The sequence below is a fragment of the Klebsiella sp. K4 genome, assembly GCF_014596785.2.
Taxonomy (GTDB): domain Bacteria; phylum Pseudomonadota; class Gammaproteobacteria; order Enterobacterales; family Enterobacteriaceae; genus Klebsiella; species Klebsiella pneumoniae.
Genome location: NZ_CP115021.1, coordinates 3,132,615 through 3,146,647 on the forward strand (window position 1 = coordinate 3,132,615; position 14,033 = coordinate 3,146,647).

Below are 14,033 nucleotides of genomic sequence, written 5' to 3' on the forward strand. Positions count from 1 at the left end.
ATCAGCCGCCTGGCATCGCGCCAGGCGGCGATGATTTCTGCAAACTGTCGGCGTATTTGCGCGTTAAGCGAAACAGCGCCTGCACCTCCTCTTCCGACCACTGCGCCAGCACCTGATTCATTAACTGCCGCCGCGCGACCGCAATACTGTCGATCATCTGTTGTCCGCTGGCGCTAAGCGTCACTTCGCTGATCCGTCGATCATGACGGTTCGGTTGCTTACAGGCGAGTCCCTGGGCTTCCAGTTTTTTCACCTGGCGGCTGACGGTGGTGTAATCGCGCCCTAAATGATCCGCCAGCTCAACCACCCCCACCGGGCCATGGCGCCCTACCGCCACAAGCAGCGGAAACAGCATCTGTTCCAGCTGGACGCCGGCCGCCTGGAGGATCTGCTCGTCGCGCAGCGGCTGGTTCATCACGCTGATGATATCCAGTAGCGCGCCGTGAAAGTCGGTAATGTCGTAGTCATTATGTGCATCTTGCATATATTGATTTTCCGCGTATAGTGCTGCAAAACAATATGTGTATTTTACACATAATTCCCGACAGGAGATAATTTATGAAAGCAGCCGTGGTTTTTGACCTCGCAGAAGGCCCGGTTTGGGCCGATTTTATCGACCCGCAGCCCGCGCCCGGCCAGACGCTCATTGACGTCCGCGCCGCCGCGATAAGCCATGTGGTTAAGGCCCGGGCATCCGGACGCCATTACAGCTTCGACGGCAATCTGCCCTTTGTGCCCGGTATCGATGGCGTCGGCACCACACCTCAGGGCCAGCGCGTCTACTTCGCCTTCCCCACCGCCCCCTTCGGCAGTATGGCGCAGCGGGCGCCGGTCGCCCTGCAGAATTGTCTGCCGCTGCCGGATGCGCTCGATGATATCCAGGCGGCGGCAATGGCCAACCCCGGTATGTCCGCGTGGGCATCGCTGGTGACACGCGCCCAGCTTCAGGCCGGCGAAACGGTGCTGATTAATGGCGCCACCGGCAGCGCCGGTCAGTTGGCGGTACAGATTGCCCGCTATCTGGGAGCGAAAAAAATCATTGCAACCGGACGGAATGCGCAGACGCTGGCGGCGCTGGACGCCGATGAGTGTATTCAGTTAACCGCTGATGATAAAACCTTGAGCGGGCAATTTTCAGCGGTCAGCGCCGCGCAGATCGATGTGGTCATCGATTACCTGTGGGGACACAGCGCGGAATTATTATTGCCGGCACTGGCGAAATATACCCCTGCCGGCAGTCCGGTGCGCTATGTGCAGGTGGGTTCCCTGGCTGGCGCCGATATCGCGTTAAATGGCGCAGTGCTGCGTTCCGCCCCGCTCCTGCTGATGGGCAGCGGGATCGGTAGCCTGTCGGTATCGCAACTGCTGGCGGCGACCGGTGAAATGCTGCAGGCGGCGGTGCCGGGGAAATTGACCATCGCCACCACCCCGCGGCCGCTGCAGGAGATCGCGGCGGCCTGGCCGCAGGACGACAGCCAGAAGCGCACGGTTTTCACCCTCGGATAAAAAATCGCTTCCGCACAAAAGATGGGGTTGATATCTTAAATGAGAAATATTATCTTTCTCATCACTGAATAGTTGAGTAAATCACTCGGGTATTCAGTACGACATTGCTCACATTGCTTCCAGTATTTTTGCCCGCACTTGTGCGGGCTTTTTTTACTCGCGACACACCTCACGTACCCGCTGCCGCAGCCAGCGGTGGCCGGGGCCTGCTCCAGACGCGGATGCCACGCCTGCGAAACCGTAATCACCTCGGTACTGACCGGCAGCGGATCGAGGGCCGCCAGCAAATTAAAATCGGGATCGTTCATTATCGCTCCAGTCGCCAGACAGGGCGTTTGCTGCAAGATATGAGTGCACTGGCGGCGTCTTCCGCCCGCTCTCGGGCCTGATTATAGTGAAGACCTCCTTTCTGCAGCGAGAGACATCATGAAATCCGATCAGCACAACACTATCCTCATCGTCGGCGCCTCGCGCGGCCTTGGCCATGCTATGGCGGCGACGTTCCTCCAGCACGGCTGGGAGGTCATCGGCACCGTGCGTGATTTATCATCCCACACGCCGCTCCACGACCTGGCCAAAACGCATCCCCTGCGGCTACGCCTGGCGACGCTCGACATTCGCGATGAAGCCCAGCTGGCCGCGCTGCAGGCGACGCTTCCCCCGGCAAGCCTCGATATGCTGTTTGTCAACGCCGGTACCACCAATCGTGACCCATCGCAGACCATTGGCGACGTCTCCACCGAGGAGTTTTACCAGGTGATGCTCACCAATGCCCTGGCGCCGATGCGGGTTATCGAGCGCCTGCAGCAGGCCGTTAAACCGCAGGGGCTGCTCGGCGTGATGTCCTCCGGCCAGGGGAGTCTGACCAATAACCTTACCGGCCAGCGGGAACTCTATCGCGGGAGTAAAGCTGCGCTGAATATGTTCATGCGCAGCTTCGCCGCTCGCCCCTCCTCGGCCTCCCATCCGTTGGTGGTGATGGCCCCGGGATGGATCCGCACCGAGCTCGGCGGGGCAGATGCCCCGCTGACCATCGAAGAGACGATCCCACGCCTGGTGAACGTCCTGCTCGACAAACGGCAACGTCCGGGACTGGAGTATCTGGATTACCAGGGCCGTACCGTGCCCTGGTGATCCGAGCCGGAACAACCATCATATGGCCGCCCGGAAGTTAACCCCGCCCGGCGCGGCTTGCGACCGACCTTATTCTGCAGCACTTTTCCTATATTCCCGCATTATCGTTCAAAAAATGTGAATTATGTAAATCGGAGTGAAGAAAGTTGTTTTAAGGTCAACTTTTCTATGTAAATATTAAGGCAAATGATAACTATTCTTTTTATCATTTATAGAATCACACCGGGTCAGCGCAAGCCAGACGACGAATAACGTCGCTTTTGCGCGGTGTGATATGTGCTCATAACAAAAAATAAGCCTGCATTTATCATGGAAAAAAACGCTTCTCTGCCTTTCGGCAGTTTCAACTCATTGGCATTGTTTACAGGTCTGTGTCTGGGAGCCTCGCCGGCAGCAGGCATCGCAGCGGAAAATTCGGTCAAAAATAGTGAAGAGACGCTGGTAGTGGAAGCCGCTCCGCCTTCACTCTACTCCCCCGGCGCTTCCGCCGATCCCAAGTTCAATAAACCGCTGGTCGATACCACCCGCACCATCACCGTGATCCCGGAACAGGTGATTAAAGATCAGGGCGTCACCAACCTGACTGACGCCCTCAAAAACGTTCCCGGCGTCGGGGCGTTTTATGCCGGGGAGAATGGCAGCTCAACCACCGGGGATGCCATCTTTATGCGCGGCGTGGATACCTCTAACAGCATCTATGTGGACGGCATTCGCGACATCGGCAGCGTGACGCGCGATACCTTCAATACCCAGCAGGTGGAAGTCATCAAAGGGCCCGCCGGCACGGACTATGGCCGCAGCGCGCCCTCCGGCTCGATCAATATGATCAGCAAGCAGCCGCGCCTTGACTCCGGGATCGACGGCTCGGCCAGCATCGGCAGCGCCTGGTCGCGCCGGGGCACTCTCGACCTGAACCAGGCATTTAGCGATAACGCTGCGTTCCGTCTGAACCTGATGGGGGAAAAAACCCATGACGCTGGTCGGGACCGCATTGAAAACGAACGCTATGGAATAGCACCGTCGCTGGCCTTCGGCCTTGATACCCCAACTCGTCTGTATCTGAACTATCTGCACGTCCGGCAGAACAACACCCCGGATGGCGGGATCCCTACCGTCGGCCTGCCGGGCTATTCGGCGCCTTCGCCGAAGTATGCCGCACTCAACTCCGCCGGGAAGGTCGATACCAGCAATTTCTATGGCACCGACTCCGATTACGATAAATCTACTACCGACAGCGGTACCCTGCGCTTCGAACACGATCTGACGGAGAATACCACCGTGCGCAATACCACCCGCTGGTCGCGAGTGAAACAGGAGTATCTTTTGACCGCGGTGATGGGCGGCGCGAACAATATCACCGCCCCCGATATCAATGACGTCAACACCTGGAGCTGGTCGCGTCTGGTTAATACCAAAGATGTCAGCAACCGCATTCTGACCAACCAGACCAATATCACCTCGACTTTCAATACTGGCTCGATAGGCCATGACGTCAGCGCCGGCGTGGAGTTTACCCGGGAAAACCAGACCAACTATGGCGTTAACGCCAGGACCGCGCCGGCGGTGAATCTCTACCATCCGGTGAGCAACCTGTCGATTGGCGGGCTGGACAGAAACGGGGCGAACGCCAACGGCCAGACCGATACCTTCGGGATTTATGCCTTTGATACGCTGACGCTGACCGAGCGGATTGAGATCAACGGCGGGCTGCGTCTCGACAATTACCATACCAAATATGACAGCGCCACCGCCTGCGGCGGCAGCGGACGCGGGGCTATCGCCTGCCCGCCCGGACAGTCGACCGGCAGCCCGGTCACCACTGTCGATACCGCTAAATCCGGCAATCTGGTTAACTGGAAAGCCGGGGCGCTGTACCGCTTAACCGAGCAGGGCAATGTCTACGTCAACTACGCCATCTCACAGCAGCCGCCGGGAGGCAGCAGCTTCGCCCTGGCCGCCAGCGGCAGCGGCAACAGCGCTAACCGGACCGACTTTAAGCCGCAGAAGGCGAAATCCAGCGAGCTGGGCACCAAGTGGCAAATCTTCGACAACCGTCTGCTGCTCAGCGCGGCGTTATTCCGCACCGATATTGAAAACGAAGTGGCCGCCAACGATGACGGAACCTGGTCGCAGTACGGCAAAAAGCGCGTGGAGGGGTATGAACTCTCCGCGACCGGAAACCTGACCCCGGACTGGACGATTATCGCCGGCTACACTCAGCAGCATGCGACAGTGACGGAGGGACAGAACGTTGCACAGGATGGATCTTCCGCCCTGGCCTACACCCCGAAACATGCCTTTACGCTGTGGACGCAGTATCAGGCCACCAGCGATCTGTCCGTCGGCGGCGGTGTGCGCTATGTCGGAAGCCTGCGCCGGGGCAGCGATGGTGCGGTCGGTACCCCGGATCACACCGAGGGCTACTGGGTTGCCGACGCCAAACTGGGCTATCGGGTCAACAGCAACCTCGATCTGCAGCTCAATATGTATAACCTGTTTGATACCGATTACGTGGCCTCCATCAACAAGAGCGGCTATCGCTATCATCCGGGCGAACCCCGGACCTTTATGCTGACGGCGAACGTCCATTTCTGAGTCTGCGCGTGGGGCCGTTGCGCCCCACCTTTTAGAGAGAACACCGCGATGATGTATCACATTCCTGACGTGCTATCGACAGACCAGGTGGCGGAATTTACCCGGCAGCTGGCGCAGGCCGAGTGGGTCGACGGGCGGGTTACGGTGGGTAGCCAGGGGGCGGCCGTCAAACAGAACCAGCAGATCGATACCCGAACGCCGCTGTATGCCCGCCTGCAGGCCGCTGTGCTCGATATGCTGCGCGGCCATCCGCAGTTTTTTTCCGCCGCGCTGCCGCGGACGATTTCCGCGCCGTTGTTTAACCGCTATGGGCCAGGGGAGACCTATGGTTTTCACGTCGATGGCGCCGTTCGCCAGAACGGCGAGGCGGGCTGGATGCGCACTGATCTGTCAGCGACGCTGTTCCTTTGCGATCCGGAGAGCTATGAGGGTGGCGAACTGGTGATTGAAGACACCTATGGCCAACATCGGGTGAAGCTCCCGGCCGGGCATCTGGTGCTCTATCCCGCCAGCAGCCTGCACTGCGTCACCCCGGTCACCCGCGGCGTACGCCAGGCCTCTTTCCTGTGGATCCAGTCGATGGTCCGCGACGATAAGCAGCGTGCGATGCTTTACGACCTGGACCGCACCATCCAGTCTCTGAAGGCCCGCTTTGGCGACGGAGAAGAGGTCCTCTCCCTGCTCAACATGTATCACAACCTGCTGCGCCAGTGGACGGAAGTGTGATCCGCTGTTGATGGCAGAGGCTTGCGGCAGACAGGTGTGACGAGACAATGAACTGGCCATCCGTTGGCCAGTTTACAGAAGAATTTAGAACCGATAGCCTGCGGAGAACATAAATACCCACGGATCCAGGCGGGTACTGACTTTCTGGTCCACGCCGCCGGCTTTGAATTTCACATCGGTATCGATATCCATGTACCACACTGACATATTCAGCAGCCAGTCGCGGTTAATCAGATAATCGAGGCCGACCTGCCCCGCCGCGCCCCAGGAGTCCTTCAGGCTCAGATCGGAAAGCCCGGCCGCCTTGCCGGTGTCGTTAAAGTCTTCATTAAAGAAGGTGGTGTAGTTGATACCGGCCCCCACGTACGGGCGCACCTTGCTTTGCGCATCGCCAAAGTACCACTGCGCCATCAGGGTGGGCGGCAGCTGATGGACGGTGGCGATAGTCCCGGTTGGCCCGGTGCCGACCTTATGGCGGAACGGCGTCGCGGCAAGCAACTCCACGCCAATGTTATCGGTCGCCATATAGGTAAAGGTTAAACCCAGCTGGGTATTGTTACTGACGTTGAAACTGCCAAGGCTGCCTAACACATTGTCAGAGCCCTCCGTCGGTCGGACGGTGGCGGTCCCGGCACGAATGAAAAACTCCCCCGCCTCATGCGCCCAGACGCTGCCGGTAGAAAGCGTGCCAAGAATCAATGCCGCCGCTGCTAACTTCTTCATATCCACTTCCTCATTATGGTTTTTCAGCGCGGCCAAATATACCTATAACGAGTTACGTTTGATCTGTTTTAGATCACACTAAGTCCTCAGATTTAACATTTATTGATCCAGATTAATTTTCGCTACCGATCGCAATGCCTTGAATTGTTCGCACATCAATTTTCACTTTTCGCCCAAAAATTTATTTCTGCCCCTCTTGCCGACGCTGAGGCGGCTGGATAAGTTAACTGCCGACAATCTGTGTTGATGCGTTTTTTTCAGGTGTAATTATGAGTGAAATCAACCCGTGCATGACGTGCGGTGCCTGTTGTGCGTATTTTCGAGTCTCTTTCTACTGGGCGGAAGCCGACGACGCGGGCGGCCTGGTGCCCTCCGCGCTGACCGAACCGCTGACCCCTTTCCTGCGCTGCATGAGCGGCACCAATCAGCGCCAGAGCCGCTGCGCGGCCCTGTCTGGCGATATCGGCGACGCCGTTCACTGCACTATTTATGAAAACCGGCCTTCGCCGTGTCGCGAATTCGCCATGTCCGGGGAAAATGGCGAGGAAAACGATGCCTGCAACCGGGCGCGGGCGCGCTACGGCCTGCCACCATTGCGGCCTCTTTACAAAGATATACCTGCCCTGACCGGCGCAGAGAGTGCTACGACGGAACGATTTGCGGTACAATCGCCGGCTAGTTAACACCTGCGACACTCAAGGAGAATGCATGTCTATCACGGCGAAGTCCGTCTACCGTGACACCGGGAATTTTTTTCGTAATCAGTTCATTACTATTTTACTGATTGCGCTGTTGTGCGCGTTTATTACGGTAGTACTTGGCCATGCCTTTTCACCCAGCGACGAGCAGCTGTCGATACTCAGCGAAGGCGATAACCTCGCCGGTAGCGCCGGGCTGTTCGAGCTGGTGCAGAACATGACGCCGGAGCAGCAGCAGGTTCTGCTGCGCGCCTCGGCGGCATCAACCTTCTCGGGTCTGGTAGGTAATGCGATCCTCGTCGGCGGCGTCCTGCTGCTGATCCAGCTGGTCTCCGCCGGTCATCGCGTTAGCGCCCTGCGCGCCATCGGCGCCTCGGCGCCGGTGCTGCCCAAGCTGCTGCTTCTGATCCTGTTCACCACCTTCCTGGTGCAGATGGGGATGATGCTGGTGCTGGTGCCCGGCGTGCTGCTGGCCATCGTGCTGGCCTTTGCGCCGATCATGCTGGTACAGGACAAAATGGGCATCCTCGGCGCCATGCGCAGCAGCATGCGCCTGGCGTGGGCCAATCTGCGGCTGGTGGCGCCGGCTATTATCGGTTGGCTGGTGGCGAAAACCCTGCTGTTACTGTTTGCTTCCAGCTTTGCCGCCCTGACGCCAAACGTCGGCGCGGTGGTGATTAATACCATCAGCAACCTGATTTCCGCCCTGTTGCTGATCTATTTATTCCGCGTGTATATGCTTATCCGCAGCTAATTTTAACCAGGACCGGGGCCTTCCCCGGTCCGTCCTGAAAGACGGGATCGATGTATGAAGCAGTTTCTGGATTTTTTACCGCTGGTGGTCTTCTTTGCCTTTTATAAGCTTTACGATATCTACGCCGCCACCACGGCGCTGATTGTGGCGACCGCCGTCGTGCTGATCTACAGCTGGGTGCGCTACCGGAAAGTGGAAAAAATGGCGCTGATCACCTTCGTGCTGGTGGCCGTCTTCGGCGGGTTAACCATCTTCTTCCATAATGATGAGTTTATTAAATGGAAGGTGACGGTGATCTATGCCCTGTTCGCCGGCGCGCTGCTGTTCAGCCAGTGGGTGATGAAAAAGCCGCTGATCCAGCGCATGCTGGGTAAAGAGCTGAGCCTGCCGCAGCAGGTCTGGTCGCGACTTAACCTGGCCTGGGCGGTGTTCTTTATTCTCTGCGGGCTGGCCAATATCTATATCGCCTTCTGGCTGCCGCAGAATATCTGGGTTAACTTTAAGGTCTTTGGTTTAACCGCCCTCACGCTGGTCTTTACCTTGCTGAGCGGGATCTACATCTACCGTCATATGCCGCAGGACGACCACCACTAACCCCTCCGCCGGCGCGCCATCGCGCGCCGCGCTCGCCCCCTATAAGCTTACTGCACTGGCAAACATTCCCTGCAACCACACAACCTCAGCGCATACGCTGACAGCTTCCCGGCCACACTGTGTAGGCTCTCTTCACGATTTCTCTCAACTGCATAAAAAGTTGCGGTAATTGTGAGGATTTTATGGAGATTCATCTCGTTACATTGTAATGATAATTGTTATCATTAATATTCTCGATCTCATTTTGCATTGCTTTGAAAAGGATATTTACATGAGATCGCCGCAATATTCTGTGCCCACGACCCTGGCGCTGGTCATATCCAGTCTCCTCGCCCCTAACGCCTTTGCTGAAGAATCAGAACAAGATACCGAAACGATGATTGTGCGCAGTACGGCGGAAGAGGCGCTTAAGCAACAGCCCGGGGTGTCGATTATCACGGCTGAGGATATTGCTAAGCAGCCGCCGGTCAACGATCTCTCAGACATCATCCGTAAAATGCCCGGGGTGAACTTGACCGGCAACAGCGCCAGCGGCAGTCGGGGCAACAACCGCCAGATTGATATCCGCGGCATGGGGCCGGAGAACACCCTGATCCTGATAGATGGGGTACCGGTCACGTCACGTAACGCGGTTCGCTATAGCTGGCGCGGCGAACGCGATACCCGGGGCGACAGCAACTGGGTACCTGCCGAAATGGTCGAACGGATTGAAGTTCTCCGCGGTCCGGCAGCCGCGCGCTATGGTTCCGGCGCGGCGGGCGGAGTGGTCAATATCATTACCAAACGTCCGACCAACACCTGGCACGGTTCGCTGTCTTTCTTCACCAACCAGCCGGAAAACAACAAAGAAGGCACGACCAATCGCGCTAACTTCAATCTCAGCGGCCCACTGGCCGGCGAGGCGCTGACGATGCGCCTGTATGGCAATATCAATAAAACGGAACCCGACGCCTGGGATATTAACCATGCGCAAAACGGCTCTTACGCTGCGGGGCGCGAAGGGGTCCGCAATAAAGACATTAACGCGCTACTGTCATGGAAAATGACCCCGCAACAAATTCTCGATTTCAGCTACGCCTATAGCCGTCAGGGGAATATCTATGCTGGCGATACCCAGTACAGCAACGGCAATCTTAGCCCGAACGGGCTGGTGGACTCCCTGTACGGCCACGAAACTAATCGCCTCTATCGCCAGTCCTGGGGACTGACCTACAACGGTCTATGGGATTGGGGCCAGTCCAAAGCCGGTGTTTACTACGAGAAAACCAACAATACCCGCCTGCAGGAAGGCTCTACCGGCCGCGTCGAAGGCATGATCAACAGTGAAGATTATGCCACCAGCCGTCTGGAATCCTGGCGTACTACCTCGGAATTCAATGTGCCTTTCTTCTGGCTGGCGGACCAGACGCTGACGCTGGGAATGGAATGGAACCATGATCAGCTTGACGACCCGGCATCAATGCAGGCCACTAACAGCAACGGCGAGACTATCCCTGGGACCTCGGGCGACCCTACGCAACGCAGTACCAAAAACAGCGCCACCCTCACCGGTATCTATCTGGAAGATAATATCGAAGCCGTGCCCGGCACCAACCTGATCCCCGGCATTCGCTTCGATTATCATAATCAGTTTGGCAGTAACTGGAGCCCCAGCCTCAATCTGTCCCAGGAGCTCGGCGATATGTTCACGCTGAAGGCCGGTATCGCGCGCGTGTTTAAAGCGCCAAACCTCTATCAATCCAGTAAAGGCTATTTGCTCTCCACCCGCGGCAACGGTTGTCCAAACACGATCGCTGAAGGCAGCTGCTACCTGCTGGGTAACCCTGACCTCGACCCGGAGATCAGTATCAACAAAGAGATCGGTATCGAATTTAACCTTAATGGTTACGCTGCCGGAGTAACCTGGTTTCGCAACGATTACAAAAACAAAATCGTCTCCGGAACAGAGGTACTGGGCTATACCTCCAGCGGCAATAATATTTTGCAATGGCAGAACGGCGGCAAAGCCGTGGTCGAGGGGCTGGAAGGAAATCTGCTGATCCCGGTGCTGAGAGATGTCCTCAGCTGGCGGACCAATGCCACCTGGATGCTCAAATCTGAAAGTAAAGAGACTGGCAACCCGCTGTCGGTTATCCCGAAATATACCGTTAACACGATGCTCGACTGGCAGGTAAACGACGCCCTGTCTGCGAATGTGAACTGGACGCTTTATGGCCGTCAGAAGCCGCGTCAGTATGCGGAGATCCGCAACGAAACCGGGACCCTTGCCACCACCGAGGTTGGCGCCTATTCCATCGTGGGTATTGGTACTCAGTATCAGCTAAACCGGGATATTCGCCTGAATGCCGGAATAAGTAATCTATTTGATAAACAACTGTATCGCGAAAATGCCGGCGCCTCGACCTACAATGAGCCTGGCCGCGCGTATTACGCCGGCGTTACCCTCTCCTTCTGAACCACCGCGCCCGCGCCAGCGGGCGTATTCCCCTATTCTCACTGCGCTATTTTCATAGTAGCATCCCGCTGATCGTCTTTGACCACAACAGAGTAGAGCATGACAACAACAGATCTCGCCCCAAAGGGCGAAATGGTTTTACGCACCCTGGCAATGCCGGCGGATACCAATGCCAACGGGGATATTTTTGGCGGCTGGCTGATGTCGCAGATGGATATTGGCGGCGCCATTATGGCCAAAGAGATCGCCCAGGGTCGCGTGGTGACCGTGCGGGTGGATGGGATGACCTTTTTACGCCCGGTCGCCGTTGGCGACGTGGTGTGCTGCTACGCCCGCTGCGTGAAGCGCGGCAACACCTCGGTGACAATTAACATCGAAGTGTGGGTGAAAAAAGTCTCTTCAGAACCGATTGGCCAGCGCTACAAGGCGACGGAAGCGCTGTTTATCTACGTTGCCGTTGATAATCAGGGAAAACCACGTCCTCTGCCAGCGGAATAAGAAGGTGCCCGGCTTGCCGGGCACCTGACTTACAGAAAGCCCAGCAGCGAAAAGAAGAAGTAACCGATGACAATCACGATCACCGGCAGCACGTACAGTGGGAAATACTGCACCAGGATCGTATGGCGCGGTACCACAATGCGTTCAGCGAGCTGCTCGCGGGTTAACCCATCTGCGCCTTTGGCCTGCTCGAGGATCAGCTGATCCTCAATCCCCTCGCGGAGAAATTTCGCCTGCCGCGCCATTCGCGCGCCGGAAGCCTGCAGGGCCATGCCGACGAACACCAGAATGTAGATGATCCAGAAACCGATGTTCAGGCTATGGTGAAAATCCGGCAGCGGCGAGTTGTACCAGAAAAAGTTCAGGAACGGCGTGTTAAAGCGCATCATTTCAATCATCACGTGCGCAAAATCCATCATTACCGCATCAATGCCGGGTTTCTTTTCACTGTGCTCATACATAAATTTGAGCACAGAAATCAGCGTCGACAGCACGGCGGGAATAAAGATAACCCATCCTAAAATGCGTTTGATAACCGCTATGCGTCCAGCTTGTTGGTACGTCATGAGTTCCCCTTGTTAAAGACGCGTTGGTGGTTCGCCTGCTGCCTGTTGCGTGGCGCTGGCTTCCCTCGCTCCCCCGAGTATGTCGGGTATAAGTCTATCTGCCACGGCGAATTTCGCCCAATAATGCGCGGTATGATATACCATGATTGCCGATTCGTTTATCTGATTACGCAACAGGAGAAGGACATATGTCAGCGAAGCGCCGCATTGAGGCCGCGATATTTGATATGGACGGGTTGCTGATTGACTCGGAGCCGCTCTGGGATCAGGCGGAGGTCGAGGTCATGGAGAGCCTGGGGGTGGATACCCGTCGCCGCGATGAACTGCCCGACCTGCTCGGTCTGCGAATCGACCTGGTGGTGGATCTGTGGTACGCGCAGCAGCCGTGGCACGGCGTAGACCGGGCGGAAGCTACCGCGCGCATTATTCGTCGCGCCATTGAGCTGGTGGAAGCCTCACGCCCGCTGCTGCCGGGCGTACGCGAGGCAGTGGCCCTGTGTAAAGCTCAGGGCTTAAAGGTGGGCCTGGCCTCGGCCTCGCCGCTGATGATGCTGGAGAAAGTGCTCGATATGTTTGAACTGCGCGACCAGTTTGATGCTCTCGCCTCCGCGGAGCATTTACCCTGGAGCAAACCGCACCCGCAGGTCTACCTCAACTGCGCCGCTGCCCTGGGAGTCGACCCGCAGCGCTGCGTCGCGCTGGAGGATTCGGTCAACGGCATGATCGCCAGCAAAGCCGCGCGCATGCGGTCTATCGTGGTGCCGGAAGCGGAGAACAGCCGCGACCCGCGCTTTGCGCTGGCGGACGTCAAGCTTCCGTCACTGCTGGCACTCACTGCTGAGAACTTGCTCGGCTAAGACCGCTGGCGGGTGCAACAATCGCTGTCACGCCGCCAGCAACAAAATCAAAACATTGTTTCATTTTAATTGTAATTTTGTTTTCCTCCCTCTATGCTGGTCACAGGTGGCGTCATCGTACGCCAGTAGATCAGCTGACAGAGGTGAATATGGTACTGAACGCCTTCGACCTGACGGGTAAGGTCGCCATCGTGACCGGTTGCGATACCGGCCTGGGACAGGGAATGACGCTGGGCCTGGCGCAGGCCGGGTGCGATATCGTCGGCATCAACCGTAAAATTCCCCATGATACGGCCGCCCAGGTGCTGGCGCTGGGCCGCCGCTTTCACGCCATTCAGGCGGATCTCAGCCAAGAGAATGATATGAGCGGTCTGGTCGACCAGGCGGTGGCGGCGATGGGCCGGGTCGATATTCTGGTCAACAACGCCGGAATTATCCGCCGCCATGATGCCCTGACCTTCACGGAAAGCGACTGGGACGCGGTGATCGACCTGAATCTCAAAGCGGTTTTCTTTCTCAGCCAGGCGGTCGCCAGACAGTTCATTCGCCAGGGGGAAAGCGGGAAAATCATTAACATCGCCTCGATGCTCTCGTTTCAGGGCGGGATCCGCGTCCCCTCCTATACCGCTTCGAAAAGCGGCGTGCTGGGTTTGACCCGTCTGCTGGCCAACGAATGGGCTGGCCAGGGTATCAACGTCAACGCCATAGCGCCCGGGTATATGGCCACCAACAACACCCAGGCGCTGCGCGAAGATGAAGAGCGTAACCAGGCGATCCTCGAGCGCATTCCCGCTGGTCGCTGGGGAGCGCCGAAAGACCTGCAGGGGCCGGTGGTGTTTCTCGCCTCATCAGCGGCCGACTATATTAACGGCTATACGCTGGCCGTCGATGGCGGATGGCTGGCGCGCTGAGAGTTTGTGACAAAGA

At 57.4% G+C, this 14,033-nt stretch carries 15 protein-coding genes; 11 read left to right on the forward strand and 4 right to left on the reverse strand.

All coding sequences use genetic code 11. The features are described from left to right. Position 1 precedes the first annotated feature (1 nt). Positions 2-484: a MarR family winged helix-turn-helix transcriptional regulator gene (locus IB144_RS15670; protein ID WP_040216359.1), complete on the reverse strand. Its 483-nt coding sequence runs from the start codon at positions 482-484 to the stop codon at positions 2-4. A 74-nt stretch (positions 485-558) separates the two neighbouring features. On the opposite strand from IB144_RS15670, the gene IB144_RS15675 reads away from it, so the two are divergent. Further along, the gene (locus IB144_RS15675) at positions 559-1,506 is read left to right on the forward strand and encodes a zinc-binding alcohol dehydrogenase family protein (RefSeq protein WP_023287495.1); all 948 of its coding nucleotides are present in this window, start codon (positions 559-561) and stop codon (positions 1,504-1,506) included. Between the two features lie 35 nt (positions 1,507-1,541). Here IB144_RS15675 and IB144_RS15680 read toward each other — a convergent pair whose 3' ends face one another. Continuing rightward, positions 1,542-1,814, reverse strand: a complete 273-nt coding sequence (locus tag IB144_RS15680; protein WP_040168957.1) for a hypothetical protein — start codon at positions 1,812-1,814, stop codon at positions 1,542-1,544. A 118-nt stretch (positions 1,815-1,932) separates the two neighbouring features. Between IB144_RS15680 and IB144_RS15685 the strand changes: the two genes are divergently transcribed. From IB144_RS15685 to ybiX, 3 genes are all read left to right on the forward strand, one after another. Next, positions 1,933-2,640, forward strand: coding sequence for an SDR family NAD(P)-dependent oxidoreductase (locus IB144_RS15685; RefSeq protein WP_004183694.1), 708 nt, complete (start codon positions 1,933-1,935; stop codon positions 2,638-2,640). Positions 2,641-2,949: 309 nt separating this feature from the next. Then, positions 2,950-5,235: a catecholate siderophore receptor Fiu gene (locus IB144_RS15690; protein ID WP_004176501.1), complete on the forward strand. Its 2,286-nt coding sequence runs from the start codon at positions 2,950-2,952 to the stop codon at positions 5,233-5,235. A gap of 48 nt (positions 5,236-5,283) precedes the next feature. Next, entirely contained in the window at positions 5,284-5,961 is a 678-nt protein-coding gene (gene ybiX / locus IB144_RS15695; RefSeq protein WP_004140326.1) for a PKHD-type hydroxylase YbiX, read from the forward strand. Positions 5,962-6,045: 84 nt separating this feature from the next. Here ybiX and ompW read toward each other — a convergent pair whose 3' ends face one another. Then, positions 6,046-6,684, reverse strand: a complete 639-nt coding sequence (gene ompW / locus IB144_RS15700; RefSeq protein ID WP_002901634.1) for an outer membrane protein OmpW — start codon at positions 6,682-6,684, stop codon at positions 6,046-6,048. Between the two features lie 269 nt (positions 6,685-6,953). Between ompW and IB144_RS15705 the strand changes: the two genes are divergently transcribed. The 5 genes from IB144_RS15705 to yciA all read left to right on the forward strand — a co-directional run bounded on the left by IB144_RS15705 (position 6,954) and on the right by yciA (position 11,683). Next, entirely contained in the window at positions 6,954-7,367 is a 414-nt protein-coding gene (locus IB144_RS15705) for a YkgJ family cysteine cluster protein (protein ID WP_002901633.1), read from the forward strand. 25 nt (positions 7,368-7,392) lie between these two features. After that, a complete protein-coding gene (locus IB144_RS15710; protein WP_002901632.1) occupies positions 7,393-8,136 on the forward strand; it encodes a YciC family protein in 744 nt (247 codons plus the stop codon). Positions 8,137-8,190: 54 nt separating this feature from the next. After that, positions 8,191-8,730 (forward strand): septation protein A, encoded by a 540-nt coding sequence (locus IB144_RS15715; RefSeq protein WP_002901631.1) that lies wholly within the window; start codon positions 8,191-8,193, stop codon positions 8,728-8,730. 271 nt (positions 8,731-9,001) lie between these two features. After that, positions 9,002-11,185 carry a TonB-dependent siderophore receptor gene (locus IB144_RS15720; protein ID WP_004179434.1) on the forward strand — a complete coding sequence of 728 codons (2,184 nt, stop codon included), beginning with the start codon at positions 9,002-9,004 and terminating at the stop codon, positions 11,183-11,185. A 99-nt stretch (positions 11,186-11,284) separates the two neighbouring features. Next, positions 11,285-11,683 (forward strand): acyl-CoA thioester hydrolase YciA, encoded by a 399-nt coding sequence (gene yciA, locus IB144_RS15725; protein ID WP_002901629.1) that lies wholly within the window; start codon positions 11,285-11,287, stop codon positions 11,681-11,683. A 29-nt stretch (positions 11,684-11,712) separates the two neighbouring features. Here the strand turns inward: yciA and IB144_RS15730 are convergent, their stop codons facing one another. Then, a complete protein-coding gene (locus tag IB144_RS15730; RefSeq protein ID WP_032445927.1) occupies positions 11,713-12,249 on the reverse strand; it encodes a YniB family protein in 537 nt (178 codons plus the stop codon). A 188-nt stretch (positions 12,250-12,437) separates the two neighbouring features. Between IB144_RS15730 and hxpB the strand changes: the two genes are divergently transcribed. Further along, complete coding sequence (gene hxpB / locus IB144_RS15735) at positions 12,438-13,106, forward strand: hexitol phosphatase HxpB (RefSeq protein WP_004140335.1); 669 nt, start codon at positions 12,438-12,440, stop codon at positions 13,104-13,106. 149 nt (positions 13,107-13,255) lie between these two features. Continuing rightward, positions 13,256-14,017 carry a 2-dehydro-3-deoxy-D-gluconate 5-dehydrogenase KduD gene (gene kduD / locus IB144_RS15740; RefSeq protein WP_040216362.1) on the forward strand — a complete coding sequence of 254 codons (762 nt, stop codon included), beginning with the start codon at positions 13,256-13,258 and terminating at the stop codon, positions 14,015-14,017. Positions 14,018-14,033 lie beyond the last annotated feature (16 nt).

Coding starts and splice junctions, on each gene's coding strand:
- ybiX (WP_004140326.1), top strand. CDS start 5,284: ATGATGTATCACATTCCTGACGTGCTATCGACAGACCAGGTGGCGGAA.
- IB144_RS15685 (WP_004183694.1), top strand. CDS start 1,933: ATGAAATCCGATCAGCACAACACTATCCTCATCGTCGGCGCCTCGCGC.
- IB144_RS15710 (WP_002901632.1), top strand. CDS start 7,393: ATGTCTATCACGGCGAAGTCCGTCTACCGTGACACCGGGAATTTTTTT.
- kduD (WP_040216362.1), top strand. CDS start 13,256: ATGGTACTGAACGCCTTCGACCTGACGGGTAAGGTCGCCATCGTGACC.
- IB144_RS15680 (WP_040168957.1), bottom strand. CDS start 1,814: ATGAACGATCCCGATTTTAATTTGCTGGCGGCCCTCGATCCGCTGCCG.
- IB144_RS15730 (WP_032445927.1), bottom strand. CDS start 12,249: ATGACGTACCAACAAGCTGGACGCATAGCGGTTATCAAACGCATTTTA.
- IB144_RS15690 (WP_004176501.1), top strand. CDS start 2,950: ATGGAAAAAAACGCTTCTCTGCCTTTCGGCAGTTTCAACTCATTGGCA.
- ompW (WP_002901634.1), bottom strand. CDS start 6,684: ATGAAGAAGTTAGCAGCGGCGGCATTGATTCTTGGCACGCTTTCTACC.
- IB144_RS15705 (WP_002901633.1), top strand. CDS start 6,954: ATGAGTGAAATCAACCCGTGCATGACGTGCGGTGCCTGTTGTGCGTAT.
- hxpB (WP_004140335.1), top strand. CDS start 12,438: ATGTCAGCGAAGCGCCGCATTGAGGCCGCGATATTTGATATGGACGGG.
- IB144_RS15720 (WP_004179434.1), top strand. CDS start 9,002: ATGAGATCGCCGCAATATTCTGTGCCCACGACCCTGGCGCTGGTCATA.
- IB144_RS15715 (WP_002901631.1), top strand. CDS start 8,191: ATGAAGCAGTTTCTGGATTTTTTACCGCTGGTGGTCTTCTTTGCCTTT.
- yciA (WP_002901629.1), top strand. CDS start 11,285: ATGACAACAACAGATCTCGCCCCAAAGGGCGAAATGGTTTTACGCACC.
- IB144_RS15670 (WP_040216359.1), bottom strand. CDS start 484: ATGCAAGATGCACATAATGACTACGACATTACCGACTTTCACGGCGCG.
- IB144_RS15675 (WP_023287495.1), top strand. CDS start 559: ATGAAAGCAGCCGTGGTTTTTGACCTCGCAGAAGGCCCGGTTTGGGCC.